The following is a 20624-nucleotide window of genomic DNA, read 5'->3' as shown; positions in this document are numbered from 1 at the left end:
CACTTTCATACTTTGACCTCTTTGAAAGAGGAAGTTGGGAGTCTGCTCAGCAGCCAGAAATAGCAGAATACAGAACTGATAACAGTCTGCTTCTCTGCCTGACTGAGGACATTATCAACAGTTCAGAAATTGTTTATGTTGCTCAGTTTGGTCTGACAACTCAGACCAAGCGTAAACCGATCAGGAACTTTTCCGTGGCTTTTAAAGTTTACAACACGGGCGTTATCAGCGTTCCCCTTCAGCGAAACGAAATCACCTATTACATAGGCCGCGGATATTAGCGTTTAATTTTATTAAATGCCTGACCGTTTCAACTCAATACACTGAATTCTTATCTAACCCGCATTCCTGAAAGGGATTGAACCATCCGTCATCACGGAGCGAATGACAATGACCCCAAGTGAAATGTTACTTAGCGCAGCATCGGTTTTATCGTCTACCCAGAATCGCTACTCTCTTCACATTCCCGCCTGCAATGCTGTTATTGATGTTGAGAGTCTGAACGGTACGGAAACGCTGAGCGCGAATTACCAATATGACGTGCTTTTCACCAGCCCCGATAAAGACATCTCGCCAGAGAAGATGCTGCGCAAAGCGGTAACGCTGACCATGAGAACCGGCTCTCTGCTGGAACCCGATTCGCAGAAAATTGTTCACGGTTATATCACTGACTTCCGCCGTCTGACGGGTTCCGCAGACCAGGTTAGTTATCTCATTATTATTGAACCCCGCTTTGCGCTTCTGGATAAGCAATACCGCTCACATCGCTTCTTTGTGAATAAATCGGTGCCGGAAGTTGTCAGTCAGATCCTGGATGAGCATGGTTTTCAGGGGTGGGAATATGAATTCAGCCTGAAGCATGACTACCCCAAAAGAGAGCAGATTAACCAGTATCAGGAGAGTGACCTGAAGTTTGTACAGCGTCTGTTGTCTGAAATCGGCATTTTCTATTACTTCACACTTCAGCCTGATACGCAGACTGAGGTCGTACGGTTTGGTGACGCGCAGAGCGCTTATTCTGAGCAGAAATCGCTGCCGCTGAACAGCCCCTCGGGTCTGGAAGACAACGCACAGGAATCCGTCTGGCACCTTAATCTGACCCATAACGTAGTTGAAGCGGGTGTGACAGCAAAGGATTACAACCATCGCGAGGCACAGCGCGTGCTGCGGTCGGTGAAGGCCGATATGACGCGGGGTGATGGCGACAACATCTCTTACGGGGAGGTTTATCACTATCGTCCCCGCCACCCTTACAGCGGCGATAAGTTTGCTCCGGAGACCGAGACCGCAAACTTTTATGCCCGTCTCGATCATGAACGTTTTCTTGCCCGGCAGACGCTGATATCAGGTATTTGCAACGATGCTTTTATCAGCCCCGGACATGTTTTATCTGTTACCGAAACAGGCATACCCACGCTGCCTGCACAGCTGCAGAGTCCCGTTTTAATCACCCAAATCAATGTCAGTGCGAGCCGGCGTTCGGCCTTCCAGGCCACGCTGAATGCTGTGCCTTACAGCGAAACGCTATGCTGGCGTCCCGCACTGCTTGCCCGTCCTAAAGTCAGCGGCACCATGACGGCGCGTGTGACCAGTGCGAAAGACAACGACATCTATGCCTGGCAGGATGCATCCGGGTTATATCGTGTGGTGTTTGATGCGGACGAGGATGGCAAGGATCGCGGCCTGGAAAGCATGCCCGTTCGCCTCGCGAAACCTTACGGCGGGGATATGTACGGCTTCCACTTCCCGCTGATACAGGGGACGGAGGTGGCAATAGCGTTTCGTGAGGGTGACCCGGACCAGCCTTATATCGCTCATGCGCTGCATGATTCACGACATGTGGATCACGTTACTGAGAAAAATAGCACCCGCAACGTTATTCGTACCGCCGGACTGAACAAGCTGCGCATGGAGGATAAGCGTGGTGAGGAACATATTAAGCTCAGCACGGAGTACGGGGGTAAGACGCAGCTTAATCTTGGTCATAACGTAGATGCGTCAGGAACACTAAGAGGAGAGGGCGCTGAACTTCGCACGGACAAGCACATAGCGGTGCGGGGTGGGGCCGGATTGTTTATCTCTGCAGATAAACAACCTAAGGCACTAGGGCCAATACTGGAAATGCAGGCGGCAATGGAGAGGCTTAAACAGTCTGCTGAACAGATGGATTCCCTCTCTAAAGATGCACAGTCTGCGAAAGCAGAACCAGCACAAATAGAGGCGCAGCTTTCTTTCATGCGCGAACAAATTAAAGAATTGAAAGAGGCCGTTGCGGTGTTGAGTGCACCAGAGGGGATTGCTTTAACAAGCGGTAAGCATTTGCAGCTGGCAGCGCGGCAAAATCTCACGTTCAGCGCTGGTGCTGATACTGATATTGGCATTGTGAAACGATTGTTCGTGGGGGTTGGCCATGGGGTGAGTCTGTTTGTCCGAAAATTAGGTATTAAGCTTATCGCTAACCAAGGCCCCGTAACTATTCAGGCGCAAAATGATCAACTCCAATTGCTGGCACGGCAGGGGCTGGAAATAACCAGCACAGAAGATGAAATTCATATTGTTGCTAAGAAGAAAATTGTTCTGAATGCAGGGGGAACCTACATTACCCTTGACCCGTACAAGATTGAATTAGGTACCAACGGTGATTGCAATATTAGAGCAGCCGACTTTGCTTACAGTGAACCAGCCAATATGGATGCCAGTCATCCAGAATATCCGGCGCTGCAAGAAAATGTAAAACAATCGCTGCGTTTACATATTCCACAGGCACCTAACGCTCCTGAAATAAGCTGGGCTGGCATGCCATATTCCCTTTTTGCAGATGGATCGTTGGTTAAATCAGGTGTACTGGACAAGAGCGGCCAACTCCCAATTGACCATCAAGTGGTGACCAGAGAGTACACACTGGAAATGGCTAATGGTGTGCGTTATCAGATCCCTGTCGTTGATGCATACACTAACCCGGAGCAGGGCAAACTGGCTAATCTTGGGTTCCATCATCATCCAGCGATGGCCAGTTCTGACATTAATACGCCCGACACCCATACTGCCCACCGTATGACCTATGCCCGCCTCTTGGGTAATGTAAACGACAAGGATGAAGTTTAATGAAAAAGGACCCTTTTGTTGTCCCTATTGCCCCTCAGGAAGCGGATCACGGGGTGATTACCTCTCCCTGGTTTGTTCAGAATACGGAATGCCCGCCAGCCCTGGCGACCTACAAGCCGCTGGTCAATGGTGAAGAGGCTTTTGCTGCGGTTCATCACGCCATTGCGAATGCGAAGAAATCAGTGGATATCATCTGCTGGGGTTTCCAGCCTTCAATGTATTTTATCCGCGATGGGCAGGCCCCCTCGATTGGAGAGTTACTCGTTGACGTTGCGAGAAAAAATAACGTGGAAGTGAGAGTGCTGGGTTGGGAAATGCCACTCAATTCAGCAGGGGGAGCAGGTGAAGCCAATCTGCCCGGCAAAGGTATTGTTCGTATAAAAGATCGGGCAGGACAAAGCGCGACGGATGAGCAATATGCAAAAGACAGGAAATGGTTTGCAGAGTATGCACTGTTTAATACGGTTAAAGAGATTTCAATCGGTATCGGAACAACGCCAAAAAGATTAAAGCAATTCCCGCAGTTTGTAAGCAGGGGCTTCAATGTTGATGAACGAGCGGAGATACGATATCAGGCAGCACTGCATGCACTTGATAAAGACATCAGTAAAATGACCGTGGCACTTCTGGCGGCGACAGCCACTCATCACCAGAAAACAGTCCTGGTGGATTACGAATTACCGGAGCATGCAGTGGGTTTTGTGATGGGCCACAACATGCTGGATGAGTACTGGGATACAGATGACCATTCATCCAGGGGTCGGGCAGGCAGCGTGAATGCCTGTGCACCCAATATGGGAGCCAGCGGGTTTCTCCCGCGTCAGGATATTTCAAGTCAGGTAACGGGCCCGATACTGGAACACCTGCACGAGAATTTTGCTAAGGCGTGGTGTAAGGAAACGCATCAGGATCTGCTGGCTTCGCGTAATGCAAAGAAAGTGGCCAAAGAACTGAAGCCCCGCCCTGAATACGGCACGCCGATTATGGCTCAACTGCTTCGTACTCAGGCACAGGAACAAAAACGGGATATCGAGACGCTTTATTTGCAGGCAGTTAACAATGCCACTCAGTTTATCTATATTGAAAATCAGTATTTCCGCTGGCCGCCGCTGGCTGAGTTGATCAATAAAATTGCAGAAGAACAGACAAGCAAAGGGCGAGACCAGAATAAGCATGGTGCTTTGTATTTGTTTGTAGTGACCAACGCCACAGATGAGGGTATCGGGTCGGGTACCGTCAATACCCAGCGCATGCTTGAGACGCTGGGACGGGCGGAAATAATTCCGGGTATCACAAAACAAATGCAGATTGATAAACTTCGGAGAGAAGCAGGAACAACGCCTGTTTCTGCGATGTATACACCTAAAAATGCTGAGGATTTTTTAAATAAACAGCGAGAGCTGGACGCAAAGATACTTGAAATTGAAAAAAGTACGATTGTCCCTGAGCCCCGGCCTGGTTTAAACATCCATGTCTGCTCTCTTGTTGCACTGGACTCACCTCCTGACAACTGGATGCCAGTTTATATTCACTCCAAGTTAATGATTGTGAATGACGTATTTACTACGCATGGGTCCGCCAATATTAATACCCGCAGCATGCAGGTGGACAGTGAAATGAATATTGCTCACGAATGGGCCAGTGTGACTCAGGATTTAAGGAGGAGGTTATGGAGGATTCATACTAATGAGAGAGGGATGCAAGACGATTCTGAAGATGCATTCAATTCATGGGGAGACATAATTAACAGAAATGAAGCGCTCAAGGGTGCTGCTGAATATAAGCCATTTGCACCTCTTGTTAAGTTTTATTACAATGATTCAAAACTTAAGGATTGGGACTGATGTGGAGACCGTTACTTCTTTTCTGCTTTATTGTTATCGGCTGCGATCAGAATATTAATGTGAATGCTAAAGGGAATTCACCAAAGGATCATTCCATGCCATCTTTAGATGAAATACATACCCAACTGACTTTTGTCTGTAAATTTGAAGTTATTCCGCAGTCTAATCCTGATACCGAATTGCTTTTTAACTACTCACGCTGGCTGCAAAAAAACAATCAATTAGATGAGGACGAAGAAGTGAATACGGAAGTGGCTCGCCTCTATCGTATTGCGGCAGAAAATGGCCATATGAAGGCTAATATTAATCTGCAGAATGGCTCGCTGCGTGGACAGCTCAATTTAACGGCTTCAGAGCAGTTACGTTACAGCCAGCAACTTATCGATCAAGGGGTTGCCAGCGGCTACTATTTTATCGCCATCTATTTGCAGCATGGCGCCGCGGGGCTGAGGAAGGATGAGGACATGGCGCTGCGTTACTACCGTAAAGCAGCTGATGAAGGAAGTGCTCTGGCACAGGCTTATATAGGCGGCAAGCTATCACCAAAAGGGATGGCTCCAGACATAGCTAAAGAGATGCTGTTCTGTGCAGCAACGCAAGGATCAGGAGATGCAGCTAATAAACTGGGAAATATGCTAGCCGTGAATAAACAATTCCTAAAGGCAGCCGAGGCATTTCAGTTAGGTGTTGTTGCCGGGGATAGAAGTTCCGCAAGTTTTCTAGAATCTGGATTTAATGGCCCTAAGCCCACTGACAGTCTCTATTTTCTTGGCCAGCAAAAAGATCCCGAACGTGTACGCCGCTATAAGCTTATCAGGCGAATACTTGCAGATTACTCTTACGCCCATCCCACCGTACCTGAAATCAACGACATTGTACCGTTACCGCCCGCGCCTTTACCAGAATGGGACGGCAAACTGAAGTGGCTGGAGGCCCGCGAAGCCAACATCCCGCCGGAAAAACCGAACGAGGCGCTGATTGCCCGGCTGGCGAAGAAGAAGCACCTGAACCCGGCAACCGGCAGGCCGCTGCCTGAGTCACCGGACTTTGATAAACAGAGCGCGTCGCTGCTGCTGTGCCACAGCGGAGAACCCTGCCCGAGAAGCGGCTACTGGCAGACGGCCTGGATACCGGACAGCGGAACAGGCCCGGAAGAGGTGCGTCACTTCAGGGAGGGGGATACGATGCCGGCCGACCGCATAACGCGCATTCATTCCCGCCCCTGGCCATTGCGTGACAGGCACACTGAGGAAGAGCAGCCCGTGACGTGGCGTTATCTGGGCGAGGCCTAGGACAGCGCAAGCCGTTAACACAAGGAAGAGCAGGACATGTCAAACAAGTACAGCCAGCGGCACGCCGGCATCATCATCCGTCGATAGCCAGTGCAGACATTAATACGCCCGACACCCATACTGCCCACCGTATGACCTATGCCCGCCTCTTGGGTAATGTAAACGACAAGGATGAAGTTTAATGAAAAAGGACCCTTTTGTTGTCCCTATTGCCCCTCAGGAAGCGGATCACGGGGTGATTACCTCTCCCTGGTTTGTTCAGAATACGGAATACCCGCCAACCCTGGCGACCTACAAGCCGCTGGTCAATGGTGAAGAGGCTTTTGCTGCGGTTCATCACGCCATTGCGAATGCGAAGAAATCAGTGGATATCATCTGCTGGGGTTTCCAGCCTTCAATGTATTTTATCCGCGATGGGCGGGCACCCTCGATTGGAGAGTTACTCGTTGACGTTGCGAGAAAAAACAACGTGGAAGTGAGAGTGCTGGGTTGGGAAATGCCACTCAATTCAGCAGGGGGAGCAGGTGAAGCCAATCTGCCCGGCAAAGGCATTGTGCGTATAAAAGATCGGGCAGGACAAAGCGCGACGGATGAGCAATATGCGAATGACAGGAAATGGTTTGCAGAGTATGCCCTGTTTAATACGGTTAAAGAGATTTCAGTCGGTATCGGAACAACGCCAAAAAGATTAAAGCAATTCCCGCAGTTTGTAAGCAGGGGCTTCAATGTTGATGAACGAGCGGAGATACGATATCAGGCAGCACTGCATGCACTTGATAAAGACATCAGTAAAATGACCGTGGCACTTCTGGCGGCGACAGCCACTCATCACCAAAAAACAGTCCTGGTGGATTACGAATTACCGGAGCATGCAGTGGGTTTTGTGATGGGCCACAACATGCTGGATGAGTACTGGGATACAGATGACCATTCATCCAGGGGTCGGGCAGGCAGCGTGAATGCCTGTGCACCCAATATGGGAGCCAGCGGGTTTCTCCCGCGTCAGGATATTTCAAGTCAGGTAACGGGCCCGATACTGGAACACCTGCACGAGAATTTTGCTAAGGCGTGGTGTAAGGAAACGCATCAGGATCTGCTGGCTTCGCGTAATGCAAAGAAAGTGGCCAAAGAACTGAAGCCCCGCCCTGAATACGGCACGCCGATTATGGCTCAACTGCTTCGTACTCAGGCACAGGAACAAAAACGGGATATCGAGACGCTTTATTTGCAGGCAGTTAACAATGCCACTCAGTTTATCTATATTGAAAATCAGTATTTCCGCTGGCCGCCGCTGGCTGAGTTGATTAATAAAATTGCAGAAGAACAGACAAGCAAAGGGCGAGACCATAATAAACATGGTGCTTTGTATTTGTTTGTAGTGACCAACGCCACAGATGAGGGTATCGGGTCGGGTACCGTCAATACCCAGCGCATGCTTGAGACGCTGGGACGGGCGGAAATAATTCCGGGTATCACAAAACAAATGCAGATTGATAAACTTCGGAGAGAAGCAGGAACAACGCCTGTTTCTGCGATGTATACACCTAAAAATGCTGAGGATTTTTTAAATAAACAGCGAGAGCTGGACGCAAAGATACTTGAAATTGAAAAAAGTACGATTGTCCCTGAGCCCCGGCCTGGTTTAAACATCCATGTCTGCTCTCTTGTTGCACTGGACTCACCTCCTGACAACTGGATGCCAGTTTATATTCACTCCAAGTTAATGATTGTGAATGACGTATTTACTACGCATGGGTCCGCCAATATTAATACCCGCAGCATGCAGGTGGACAGTGAAATGAATATTGCTCACGAATGGGCCAGTGTGACTCAGGATTTAAGGAGGAGGTTATGGAATATGCACACGAATGGAATGGGCTCCGTGGACGATTCTAAAAGTGCATTTGAAATGTGGGAGAAAATAATTTCACAGAATGGACGAAACATGAGTAAAAAAAATAAACCTGCCGCACCATTAGTTGGTTTCTTATACAGCAAGTCAAAACTCAAGGATTGGGATTAATGCGTGCATTGTTTCTGATTGCCAGCTTACTGCTCGCGGCCTGTGACCAAAGTAATACCTCTATTGTCGGCAACAAGGAAATATCTATGGATACCAACAGTAATATCCAACTGGCCTTTGCCTGTAAAAAAGAATCCATTCCGGAGCCGGAGGCTGAGGCTGATGTGCTGTTCAGATACGCCCGCTGGCTGCAGGTGAACAACCAGCTGAAGCAGGACAAAGAGGTCGATACGGAGATCGGGCGCCTCTACCGGATTGCAGCGGAGAACGGGCATGCTAAAGCTACCATCAATCTGCAGAACGGATCGCTGCGCGGGCATTTTGGGCTGACTGCATCGGAAAGACGCCGCTTCAGCCAGCAGCTTATCGATGAAGGGGTCGCCAGCGGCTACTACTTTATCGCCATCTATCTGCAGCACGGTGCTGCGGGGCTGAAGCAGGATGAGGACATGGCGCTGCGTTACTATCGTAAGGCGGCTGATGAGGGGAGTGCGCTGGCACAGTTGTATCTGGGCAAAAAACTTGAGCCGGTTGATATCGCACCGGATGTTGCCAGGCAGATGTATCTTTGTGCTGCTGAGCAGGGTGATGGGGAGGCCGCGAAAATAATGGGTATTATTTACAAGAATGATAAAAATTACCAGGAAGCGGTGCGGGTATATCAGTTAGGGGTCGCCGCGGGGAACTCTACTTCGGCAAGTTTTTTGAGGTACGGATTTAATGAACCTTCTTCTGATGACCCTATAAGCTATCTTGGCTTGAAAAAAGACCCCGAGCGTTCCCGGCGTTACGAGGCTATCTGGAATATACTGGCGGATTACTCCTACGCCCATCCCACCGTACCCGAAATCAACGACATCGTTCCGTTACCGCCCGCGCCTTTGCCGGAATGGGACGGGAAGCTGAAGTGGCTGGAGGCCCGCGAAGCCAACATCCCGCCGGAAAAACCGGGTGAGGCGCTGATTGCCCGGCTGGCGAAGAAGAAGCACCTGAACCCGACGACCGGCAGGCCGCTGCCGGAATCACCGGACTTTGATAAACAGAGCGCGTCGCTGCTGCTGTGCCACAGCGGAGAACCCTGCCCGAGAAGCGGATACTGGCAGACGGCCTGGATACCGGACAGCGGAACAGGCCCGGAAGAGGTGCGTTACTTCAGGGAGGGGGATACGATGCCGGCTGACCGCATAACGCGCATTCATTCCCGCCCCTGGCCCCTGCGTGACAGGCACACGGAGGAAGAGCAGCCCGTGACGTGGCGTTATCTGGGCGAGGCCTAGGACAGCGCAAGCCGTTAACACAAGGAAGAGCAGGCCATGTCAAACAAGTACAGCCAGCGGCACGCCGTCATCATCCATCGATGGCCAGTTCTGACATTAATACGCCCGACACCCATACTGCCCACCGTATGACCTATGCCCGCCTCTTGGGTAATGTAAACGACAAGGATGAAGTTTAATGAAAAAGGACCCTTTTGTTGTCCCTATTGCCCCTCAGGAAGCGGATCACGGGGTGATTACCTCTCCCTGGTTTGTTCAGAATACGGAATACCCGCCAACCCTGGCGACCTATAAGCCGCTGGTCAATGGTGAAGAGGCTTTTGCTGCGGTTCATCACGCCATTGCGAATGCGAAGAAATCAGTGGATATCATCTGCTGGGGTTTCCAGCCTTCAATGTATTTTATCCGCGATGGGCAGGCCCCCTCGATTGGAGAGTTACTCGTTGACGTTGCGAGAAAAAATAACGTGGAAGTGAGAGTGCTGGGTTGGGAAATGCCACTCAATTCAGCAGGGGGAGCAGGTGAAGCCAATCTGCCCGGCAAAGGTATTGTTCGTATAAAAGATCGGGCAGGACAAAGCGCGACGGATGAGCAATATGCAAAAGACAGGAAATGGTTTGCAGAGTATGCACTGTTTAATACGGTTAAAGAGATTTCAATCGGTATCGGAACAACGCCAAAAAGATTAAAGCAATTCCCGCAGTTTGTAAGCAGGGGCTTCAATGTTGATGAACGAGCGGAGATACGATATCAGGCAGCACTGCATGCACTTGATAAAGACATCAGTAAAATGACCGTGGCACTTCTGGCGGCGACAGCCACTCATCACCAGAAAACAGTCCTGGTGGATTACGAATTACCGGAGCATGCAGTGGGTTTTGTGATGGGCCACAACATGCTGGATGAGTACTGGGATACAGATGACCATTCATCCAGGGGTCGGGCAGGCAGCGTGAATGCCTGTGCACCCAATATGGGAGCCAGCGGGTTTCTCCCGCGTCAGGATATTTCAAGTCAGGTAACGGGCCCGATACTGGAACACCTGCACGAGAATTTTGCTAAGGCGTGGTGTAAGGAAACGCATCAGGATCTGCTGGCTTTGCGTAATGCTAAGAGAGTGGCAAAAGAACTGAAGCCCCGCCCTGAATACGGCACGCCGATTATGGCTCAACTGCTTCGTACTCAGGCACAGGAACAAAAACGGGATATCGAGACGCTTTATTTGCAGGCAGTCAACAATGCCACTCAGTTTATCTATATAGAGAACCAGTATTTCCGCTGGCCGCCGCTGGCTGAGTTGATCAATAAAATTGCAGAAGAACAGACAAGCAAAGGGCGAGACCAGAATAAGCATGGTGCTTTGTATTTGTTTGTAGTGACCAACGCCACAGATGAGGGTATCGGGTCGGGTACCGTCAATACCCAGCGCATGCTTAAGGTGCTGGGACGGGCGGACACAATTCCGGGTATCACAAAACAAATGCAGATTGATAAACTCCGGAGAGAAGCAGGAACAACACCTGTTTCAGAGATGTATACACCTAAAGATGTTGAAGAATTTGTAAAGAAGCAGCAAGAGCTGGACGCAAAGATACTTGAAATTGAAAAAAGTACGATTGTCCCCGAGCCCCGGCCTGGTTTAAACATCCATGTCTGCTCTCTTGTGGCACTGGACTCACCTCCTGACAACTGGATGCCAGTTTATATTCACTCCAAGTTAATGATTGTGAATGACGTATTTACTACGCATGGGTCCGCCAATATTAATACCCGCAGCATGCAGGTGGACAGTGAAATGAATATTGCTCACGAATGGGCCAGTGTGACTCAGAGTTTGCGGCGAAGGCTTTGGAATTTGCACACAAATGGAATGGGCTCCGTGGACGACTCAAAAAGTGCATTTGATATTTGGAAACGTATCATTTCAGATAATGATCGGATGATGAGTGAAAAAAATAAACCTGTCGCGCCATTAATTGGTTTCTTATACAGCAAGTCAAAGCTCAAGGATATGGATTAATGCGCGCATTGTTTCTTATTTTCTGCTTCTTAATCACATCCTGTGACCAAAGGAATACCGCAATTGTCGGTAATAAGGACATTTCTATGGATGCCAATATTAATAAGCAACTGGACTTTACCTGTAAAAAAGAGTTCATTCCGGGGCCGCAAGCTGAGGCTGATGTGCTGTTCAGATACGCCCGCTGGCTGCAGGTGAACAACCAGCTGAAGCAGGACAAAGAGGTCGATACTGAGGTCGGCCGTCTCTACCGGATTGCAGCCGAGAACGGACATGCTAAAGCCACCATCAATCTGCAGAACGGGTCGCTGCGCGGGCACTTCGGGCTGACAGCCTCGGAAAGACGCCGCTTCAGCCAGCAGCTTATTGATGCCGGAGTTGCCAGCGGCTACTACTTTATCGCCATCTATCTGCAGCACGGGGCTGCAGGGCTAAAGCAGGATGAGGAAATGGCGCTGCGTTACTATCGTAAGGCGGCTGATGAAGGGAGTGCTCTTGCACAGGTGTATCTGGGCAAAAAACTTGAGCCGATTGATATCGCCCCGGAGGTTGCCAGACAGATGTATCTCTGTGCTGCTGAGCAGGGAGAGGGAGAGGCCGCGATGATAATGGGTATTATTTACAAGCATCGTAAAAATTACCAGGAAGCGGTGCGTTTATATCAGTTAGGGGTAGCCGCGGGGGACTCTTCTTCGGCAAGTTATTTAAAGGACGGATTTAACGGCCCAGAGCCGACTAACAGGCTCTCCTATCTTGGCCAGCAAAAAGACTCCGAGCGTTCCCGGCGTTACGAGGCTATCTGGAATATACTGGCGGATTATTCCTACGCCCATCCCACCGTACCCGAAATCAATGACATCGTGCCGTTACCGCCCGCGCCTTTGCCGGAATGGGACGGCAAACTGAAGTGGCTGGAGGCCCGCGAAGCCAACATCCCGCCGGAAAAACCGGATGAGGCGCTGATTGCCCGACTGGCGAAGAAGAAGCACCTGAACCCGGCGACCGGCAGGCCGCTGCCTGAGTCACCGGACTTTGATAAACAGAGCACGTCGCTGCTGCTGTGCAACAGCTGGGAAGCCTGCCCGAGAAGCGGCTACTGGCAGACGGCCTGGATACCGGACAGCGGAACAGGCCCGGAAGAAGTGCGTTACTTCAGGGAGGGGGATACGATGCCGGCTGACCGCATAACGCGCATTCAGTCCCGCCCCTGGCCATTGCGTGACAGGCACACGGAAGAAGAACAGTCCGTGACGTGGCGTTATCTGGGCGAGGCCTAGGACAGAGTAAGTCGTTTAATAGCAGGGAGAGCAATCATGAAAAAAAGGTACAGCCAGCGACACGCTGCTATCGGGATGCTCTGCCTGCTGCTGCAGGGTGCGATAACAGCGCTTCCCCGTTTCAGACAAACATGAGTGACATCCCGCCGCCCGGCGGGGCCAGCACCGGGCAGGCCTTCACCTGCAGACACGAGATTATTCCGGGGTTGGAAGCTGATACTGATGTGCTGTTCAGATACGCCCGCTGGTTGCAGGTGAACAATCAGCTCAGGCAGGACAAAGTCATAGACCTGGAAATTGCCCGTCTCTATCGCATTGCAGCGGAGAACGGACATGCCAAAGCCACCATCAATCTGCAGAACGGATCGCTGCGCGGGCGTTTTGGGCTGACTGCATCGGAAAGACGCCGTTTCAGCCAGCAGCTTATCGATGCCGGAGTCGCCAGCGGCTACTACTTTATCGCCATCTATCTGCAGCATGGAGCTGCGGGGCTGAAGCAGGATGAGGAAATGGCGCTGCGTTACTATCGTAAGGCGGCTGATGAAGGGAGTGCTCTGGCACAAGCCTATGTGGGCGATAAACTTGCATCGGTTGACATTGCCCCCGACGTTGCAAAACAGATGTTGCTATGCGCAGCTGAGCAAGGTAATGGCGAAGCAGCAGTAAAGCTGGGGGCTAGCCTTACAATTGATAAAAAGTATTCAGAGGCTTTGCATGCATTCCAGCTCGGGGTGGCGGCAGGTAATTCAAGCTCAGCAAGCTTTTTAGAAGAAGGATTTTACGGTCCCGAGCCTACAGACAGGCTCTATTATCTAGGCCAGCAAAAAGACCCCGAACGCGCACGGCGCTATAAGGCTATCTGGAAGATACTGTCAGGTTACTCTTACGCCCATCCCACCGTACCTGAAATCAACGACATCGTTCCGCTACCGCCCGCACCTTTGCCTGAATGGGACGGGAAGCTGAAGTGGGTGGAGGCCCGCGAAGCCAATATTCCGCCGGAAAAACCAAGTGAGGCGTTGATTGCCCTGCTGGCGAAGAAGAAGCACCTGGATCAGGTGACGGGCAGACCGCTGACGTATTAAATGATTTCATCAGAAAGAATATGTCATTCATGTTGTGCTATGGCGGTAATACAACGTCATTCAGTCGGTAATTTTTATATCAGACAATCCTCATAATCGTTTTATTTAGTGACAAGTTTCTTATTTAACTAATTTATCAAGGGTATATTTAATAATGAAAAATATTATTCGGCTGGGTGATAAACATACCGGCGGCGGCTCTGTATTAAGTGCTTCAATGAAGATGATGTTTCACGGTGTAGGTGCTGCGCGAGTGGGAGATCCTGTTGACTGCCCTAAGCACGGTAAAAATGTTATCGCAGAGGGCCATGCAACCTATAAAGACTACGGGCGACCGGTGGCATTTCATGGGCATCGTTGTGCATGTGGGTGCAGCTTGATATCAAGCCTACCATCAGCAACGGCGATGTAAATATGCCAGTCAATCTCAAATTAATACCATCACCTGCAATTAAGCCGGTGGCGCCAAAATGGTGGGTGTGGCTTTTAATATTGCTCATCATGATAATCGTTGGCATAAATTACGCCATAATGATGAAGATCTCTAAACCGGACATGAGCAACATAATATTTTGGGAGAACGCGCTTGAATTGCCTTTTTTAGGTTGGGCTTTCCTATTGTTTTTCCGTCTGGCCTGGTTTAAAGGACAATTCAATGCAGCTATAAACAGTGATCGGTTACGTGAAAAACAACTCAATCGAGAACTAAAGCGCGGGCAGCGTTATTTAAATGTCTATGGATTAAGTCTTCATACTGCGTTCCGCACTGACGCTGATACTCAAGGTAACTTACAGTGGGAAGCTTTGAGCCAAAAAAAAGCGGCATTGAAAACACAGCCATCATGGTTGGGATACCGGGGTGTCCGACACAGTCGTTTAATCAGAAATAATAAAGAAGCCGTAGAGCAATTATTGAAGCGGGGGTACGCTAAAGTGCTGGAAGAACTCAGCCCAATCCTTGCCATGATGTCAGAAGAAACATCTATTGCGGTATTACTTGAGTGCGAGAGTCACTTAAATAGTCATCAGATAGAGAGTACTTTTAAGCAGTGCTGGGGTGACAGTAGCATAGCTCAACCCGTTACGCGCACTTCAGGTGCCGGGCTTGCCGTCATTGACCAATGGTTAGATCAAAGCAGTAATGAAAAAACAATGCTCTTAGTCTTAGCCGCACAGATTGAACCCGAACATCCTGAGGGAACTTCAGAAGCAATTGTCGGCTTACTGCTCGGTCATTCACTACCTGTCCCGAATCTACCGATTCTTGCGCGGTTGCATCGTCCGGAACAGTCATATTATACAGACGTTAAAGATTTGGAATATGCTATTGCGCACTCCCTGAAATGGGTTCCCATAACGGGTGAAAGTATAGAGTCTGGCTGGCTGGTTGGTATCCATTCGGAACATAATATTGCTGTTGCCACGGCATTAAAATCTGTAAAAAGTCCAATCAATATCGGGCAGGACTTAAATAATCTTGATGCAATATTGGGATATCCTGGTTGTTCTGCTCCATGGGTTGCCATCGCCTGCGCCGCACAATTCTGCAGAAATGGAAAAGCGCAATTGATCTTGAGTGGTAATCGTACCAGCGCACCGTTGTGGGCCACAATAGTTTCGCCTGAGGGGCTATCAACTCAGTCGTGATACACGAATTAGTAAAGAAAATGGAATGATGAAAACTAATGATTGTGCAACAGGGAATAAATGATGAACACATCGAATAAAGGAAGTGATAGGCACTGGATAGGTCGTTATAGCGTTATTTTTCTTGTGCTCACTGCGATTGCCTGGGGTATTTATCGTTTTGGTGAAAGAATTGGCCTGTTAACGTTTCAAAGCAAGTTTTACGCCTTCATTGGATTATGTTTTATTTTTTTATGCATGAGTTACGGAGTGATTTTAATTAGAAGTATCTTGCAAGAGCGTAATGATAATCATGCCTCTGTTAAAAATAATAAAATCCAGCAAGTGAATAGAAACTCCGCCTCTAGTGTCGCCATATCTGAACTCAAGTTGGCACTAGGCCATCAGTTCGGTCGTTTCTGGCGAAAGAAAGTGACCATTATTATGCTCACCGGGCGTAAGCTGGATGTGGAGCAACTCGCCCCTGGCATTAGCAGTCAGTTCTGGCTAGAGCATCAAGGTACGGTGCTGTTGTGGGGGGGAGATACAGATCAGCCTTTGGATAATGAGTGGTTCAGCAAGATTAAGGCATTATGCCTTCAACCGATTGATGCTTTGATTTGGGTCACATCATCTCTGAGTCGATCTCCTGCTTTGGATTACGCGTCATCCGACGACATGTTATCACCACAGGAAATAGATACACTCTCCCGAAGAATTACCTCTCGTTATGAATTATTAGGATGGAGACTGCCGTTTATTGTGTGGTCGTTACATCCGGCTGGTGACTGCTCAGGAAGAATTACACAGTCTGTCGGTTGCTTATTGCCATTCCGAGCAACATCGAAGGCTATTGAAGCGCAACTACTTACATTGGCCTATAAATTGACAGAGCAAGGAATTCAGCAAATCTGTATTGATCCTCAGTACACATTCTTGCTTGCTTTGAAATCTGAGCTCTCCCTGTCAGCGAGGCGTATTAGCCAGTCTCTGACTGAGTTGCTGAATCCGCATCGTCCGTTACCCGTTGCAGGGATTATGTTTAGCCCTTCAGCAATGGAGTCTGCCCGAGAGGTTAAACATCATTGGGGAAAAGACACGTGTTGGGATTCGTTACTTGCTTCACTTTCAACATTACCTGTGGGATTACGCCCGGTAAAACATCGTCTGGGATGGGCTCAGGTATTATGCATTATTAGTTCAGCATTTATGGTGCTCTGGGCTGCTGGGATAATTATCTCGTTTATTTACAACCGTAATATTATTGCTACGACACAGGATCAGATTACTCGCGCGTCTCAAAGTGTTGGGATTGAGCAGCGGCTGAGTGCACTCGCTGAATTGCAAGCGGGAATCGAACGCCTGCAAAATCGGTCTGCTCACGGTGTGCCGTGGTATGACTTCACCGGGCTAAATCAAAATGATGCGCTACTCCACGCACTTTGGGAGCGATACAGTAATGTCGCACTGCCGTTGCTGCGTGATGCGGCGGCAATTCACCTTAAGGCCAAGCTGAAAACCATAGCCGCATTGCCGCCAGATAGTCCACTTCGCGAGCAGCTTGCAAGACCCGCTTACACCCAGCTCAAACTATTACTGATGCTGGCGCGACCGGAACGAATGAATGAGGAGTGGTTTAGTCATGCACTGATACGGGATTGGGCGCAGCGTGAAGGCGTGACTGACAGTTATTGGCAGGGAGAAGGTGCACCGCTGCTGGCCTTCTACAGCGAGAGTTTGCGTACACATCCGCAGTGGGCGCTAAAGATCGATGATGAACTTGTCAGTCAGGTACGCGCCCTGCTGGTGCGGCAGATGGGGGTAACCAACAGCGAAACCCGCCAGTACCAGCGGATGCTCTCACAGGTAGCCCGACAGTATGCTGACATGCGCCTGTCAGACATGACCGGCGATACCGATACGGCGCGTTTGTTCACGACCGATGAAGTAGTCCCGGGGATGTTTACCCGGCAGGCCTGGGAAGACGGCGTGAAACCTGCCATTGAAAAAGTGGCTCGCGAGCGCAAGGAAGAGATGGACTGGGTGCTGGGTGACAATTCGCAGGCCGACCAGGCAGCATCACCGGACGCACTGCAAGCCAGGCTGACCAGCCGTTACTTCTCTGACTACAGCGCCGCCTGGCTGAATTTCCTCAACAGCCTGCGCCTGCAACCTACTCCGACATTGTCAGACGCTATTGACCAGCTCACACTGATGGCAGATGTGCGCCAGTCACCGCTGGTGGCGCTGATGAATACGCTCAACGTGCAGGGACGGACCGGGCAGAGTGGGGATGCTATTGCTGACTCGCTGGTGAAGTCTGCGCAGAACCTGCTCAGTCGGGAAAAGCGCCCTGCCATTGACCAGAACAGCGGACCGATCGGCCCACTCGATGCGACTTTCGGCCCGCTGCTGGCGCTGACTGACAGTCAGGGCAGCAGCAGTATGAGCCTGCGTACCTTCCTGACGCGCGTGACTCAGGTGCGTCTGCGCCTGCAGCAGGTCACCAACGCGGCAGACCCGCAGGCCATGACGCAGACGCTGGCGCAGACGGTGTTTCAGGGGAAAACCGTGGACCTCACTGACACGCGTGATTATGGCAGCCTGGTCGCCGCCGGGCTGGGGCAGGAATGGAGCGGTTTTGGGCAGGCGGTGTTTGTGCGCCCGATGGAGCAGGCCTGGCAGCAGGTGCTGATGCCGGCTGCGGGCAGCCTGAACGCCCAGTGGCAGCAGGCGGTGGTGAATGAGTGGAACAGCGCGTTTGGCGGCCGCTATCCGTTTAAAAATGTCAGCAGTGAAGTGTCACTGCCGCTGCTGGCGAAATATCTGAATGCGGACAACGGTCGCATCACCCGCTTCCTGCAGTCGCGTCTGAGCGGTGTGCTGCACCGCGAAGGCACGCGCTGGATACCGGACAGCATCAATGCTCAGGGGCTGACTTTTAACCCGGCTTTTCTGCAGGCGCTTAATCAGCTTAGCCGGATTTCTGACGTGGTGTTTACCCGCGGCGAGGCCGGGTTGCACTTTGAGCTGCGTCCTGGTACGGCTGCAGACGTGATGCAGACTGACCTGATTATCGACAGTCAGAAGCTCACCTACATGAATCAGCAACCGGTGTGGAAGCGCTTCACCTGGCCTGCCGACACAGAAGCGCCGGGTGCATCACTGAGCTGGATAAGCACGAAGGCCGGCACCCGCCAGTACGGCGACATGCCGGGCAGCTGGGGTCTGATTCGCCTGCTGGATAAGGCTCAGGTCAGCGCCAATCCGGGCATCAGCAGCAGCTGGCGGCTCACCTGGCAGGCTCCCGACGGGCCGCCCGCTGAACTACATTCTGCGAACAGAAGCGGGTGAGGGGCCGCTGGCGCTGCTGAAGCTGCGCAACTTCACGCTCCCGGCGGACATATTCATTATCAGTAACGCCCCGGACGTGCCGGATGAAACTTTTGTCAGCGAGGAAGACTCATGACCCTGCAATCCCTGATTAATGCCTGCGGTGCGAATGCGGACCATCTTCGCGTGCTGGCCACTGAGTCTGTTTCGCTGTGGGAGCCGTGGCTGAAACCCCTGGCGGGCACCCACGTAGCAGGCGAAGACCCGACCTACAACGATGCGTTCCAGCAGATGCAGGAAGAGATGAACCGTTTGTCTGGCGCGGATACGGCGCTTATCTGTGCGCTGGCGGAGCAGGTACTGACGACGGAAGCCAAAGACATCCGCGTGGCAGTCTGGTACTGCTGGGCGCGACTGCAACAGGACGGTGAAGAAGGGTTCGCCGACGGTCTGGCCCTGCTAGCCGGCCTGCTGCAACACTTTGGTGATGCTCTGCATCCACAGCGGGCGCGCAGTCGTGAGGCGGCGCTGGGCTTTCCCGCCAGCGCGCGCGTGCTGGATACGCTGACGCTCTATCCCGAAGTGACGACATCTTCGGCGCAGCGTACCGTGGCGGCGTTGCTGGTGATTGATGACGTATGCAGAGCGCAGGGCGGGGCCGGCCTTGGTAGCCTTTACGGCGCGCTGGAGGCAAGGTTGCTGAGGGCAGGCGGCCCGGATGCGGTTGTGCCCCAGACGGCGGCAGACGGTCCCGCATCCCAGTCGTCTTCAGCTTCCGCCGCCCCCGCTCTGGCGGCTGTCAGTTCCGGGCGTGATCTGCTGGACCAGGCACGAACGCTGGCCGCTTATCTTCGCGATCAGCCAGGCGGATGGCTGGCCGCGCATAGGCTGATGAAAACCATCCGTCATGACACGCTCAGCCAACTGCCACCGTTGTCCGGCGACGGCAAAAGCCGTATCGAGCCACCCAAGCCGGACCAGCGCGCACAGCTTAAACGCCTGTGGCTGCAGCAGAGCTGGGCCGAACTGGCCGAGCAGGCCGACAGCCTGTTCAGCCGGGGCGGCAATCACTTCTGGCTTGACCTGCAGTGGTACCAGCACCAGGCGCAGCTGCGCTCGGGCAATGCGACGCTGGCGGCGATTGTTCAGGACGACCTTAAGGGCCTGCTGTCGCGCCTCAACGGGCTGGAGACGCTGGCCTTCAGTGACGGAATGCCGTTTGCGGATGAGGTCACCATGGGCTGGATCCAGCAGCATGTGCTGATGTCTGCGGGAGTGTTTGGATCGGAGGCTGTCTCTGTGACTGCTGGCGCAGAGGATGATGTGTTGCAGCTGGAGAGCGAGGCCACTGACCTGGCAGACAGGGAGGGCATTGAAGCTGCGCTGGCCTGGCTGCAGCAACGGCCCGGCATAACGTCACCTCGCCAGCAGTGGTTATTACGTTTGCTGATGGCCAGACTTGCCGAGCATTTTGGCCGTCAGGAAATGGCGCTTCATCTGCTATGTGCGCTCGATACGCAAGCGGAGAACATGGTACTAAGCGAATGGGAGCCGTCTCTGCTGTTTGAAGTGAAGTCTCGCAGACTCAAAATGCTGCGTGCACGAGCAGTTAGAGGGGGTGCAGATAAGCTACAAACAAATAAGGAAATTGAGCTATTGATTTCAGGTCTTATTAGACTTGATCCCGCAAAGTCTGTTGCAATTTGTGGATGAGTATTTCGCTAACGACTAAGTGTGGTAAT

The 20624-nt window shown here is 51.4% G+C and carries 11 protein-coding genes and 1 pseudogene; all 12 read left to right on the top strand.

The features are described from left to right. Positions 1-390: 390 nt before the first annotated feature. The 12 genes and pseudogenes from AC6I8L_RS24295 (at position 391) to tssA (ending at position 20595) form a co-directional block, all read left to right on the top strand. On the top strand, positions 391-3105 hold the full coding sequence (locus tag AC6I8L_RS24295; RefSeq protein ID WP_479401807.1) for a type VI secretion system Vgr family protein: 2715 nt from the start codon (positions 391-393) through the stop codon (positions 3103-3105). Further along, positions 3105-4949, top strand: a complete 1845-nt coding sequence (locus AC6I8L_RS24290) for a phospholipase D-like domain-containing protein (protein ID WP_498014616.1) — start codon at positions 3105-3107, stop codon at positions 4947-4949. Before AC6I8L_RS24295 ends, AC6I8L_RS24290 begins: the two co-directional genes overlap by 1 nt. Further along, complete coding sequence (locus AC6I8L_RS24285) at positions 4949-6241, top strand: SEL1-like repeat protein (RefSeq protein ID WP_058962540.1); 1293 nt, start codon at positions 4949-4951, stop codon at positions 6239-6241. Before AC6I8L_RS24290 ends, AC6I8L_RS24285 begins: the two co-directional genes overlap by 1 nt. A gap of 181 nt (positions 6242-6422) precedes the next feature. Beyond that, positions 6423-8264 carry a phospholipase D-like domain-containing protein gene (locus tag AC6I8L_RS24280; protein ID WP_498014614.1) on the top strand — a complete coding sequence of 614 codons (1842 nt, stop codon included), beginning with the start codon at positions 6423-6425 and terminating at the stop codon, positions 8262-8264. Continuing rightward, positions 8264-9541 (top strand): SEL1-like repeat protein, encoded by a 1278-nt coding sequence (locus AC6I8L_RS24275; RefSeq protein ID WP_058962541.1) that lies wholly within the window; start codon positions 8264-8266, stop codon positions 9539-9541. The genes AC6I8L_RS24280 and AC6I8L_RS24275 overlap by 1 nt, the downstream gene beginning before the upstream one ends. A 178-nt stretch (positions 9542-9719) precedes the next feature. After that, the gene (locus AC6I8L_RS24270) at positions 9720-11561 is read left to right on the top strand and encodes a phospholipase D-like domain-containing protein (RefSeq protein ID WP_498014612.1); all 1842 of its coding nucleotides are present in this window, start codon (positions 9720-9722) and stop codon (positions 11559-11561) included. Continuing rightward, the gene (locus AC6I8L_RS24265; RefSeq protein ID WP_058961977.1) at positions 11561-12838 is read left to right on the top strand and encodes an SEL1-like repeat protein; all 1278 of its coding nucleotides are present in this window, start codon (positions 11561-11563) and stop codon (positions 12836-12838) included. Before AC6I8L_RS24270 ends, AC6I8L_RS24265 begins: the two co-directional genes overlap by 1 nt. Positions 12839-12918: 80 nt before the next feature. Next, positions 12919-13923: a DUF6396 domain-containing protein gene (locus tag AC6I8L_RS24260; RefSeq protein ID WP_236699791.1), complete on the top strand. Its 1005-nt coding sequence runs from the start codon at positions 12919-12921 to the stop codon at positions 13921-13923. Between the two features lie 154 nt (positions 13924-14077). Next, the gene (locus tag AC6I8L_RS24255; RefSeq protein ID WP_072017065.1) at positions 14078-14335 is read left to right on the top strand and encodes a PAAR domain-containing protein; all 258 of its coding nucleotides are present in this window, start codon (positions 14078-14080) and stop codon (positions 14333-14335) included. After that, positions 14287-15570, top strand: a complete 1284-nt coding sequence (locus AC6I8L_RS24250) for a KPHS_23130 family T6SS system protein (protein ID WP_236699789.1) — start codon at positions 14287-14289, stop codon at positions 15568-15570. Before AC6I8L_RS24255 ends, AC6I8L_RS24250 begins: the two co-directional genes overlap by 49 nt. A 63-nt stretch (positions 15571-15633) precedes the next feature. Next, positions 15634-19018: pseudogene (locus AC6I8L_RS24245) on the top strand (ImcF-related family protein). Next, positions 19015-20595 (top strand): type VI secretion system protein TssA, encoded by a 1581-nt coding sequence (gene tssA / locus AC6I8L_RS24240; protein ID WP_058961978.1) that lies wholly within the window; start codon positions 19015-19017, stop codon positions 20593-20595. The pseudogene AC6I8L_RS24245 and the gene tssA overlap by 4 nt, the downstream one beginning before the upstream one ends. The last annotated feature ends 29 nt before the right edge of the window (positions 20596-20624 follow it).

This window comes from Type-E symbiont of Plautia stali, assembly GCF_059731115.1.
The sequence above is the reverse complement of the archived record's forward strand: the minus strand, read 5'-3'. Positions and strand labels throughout refer to the sequence as shown.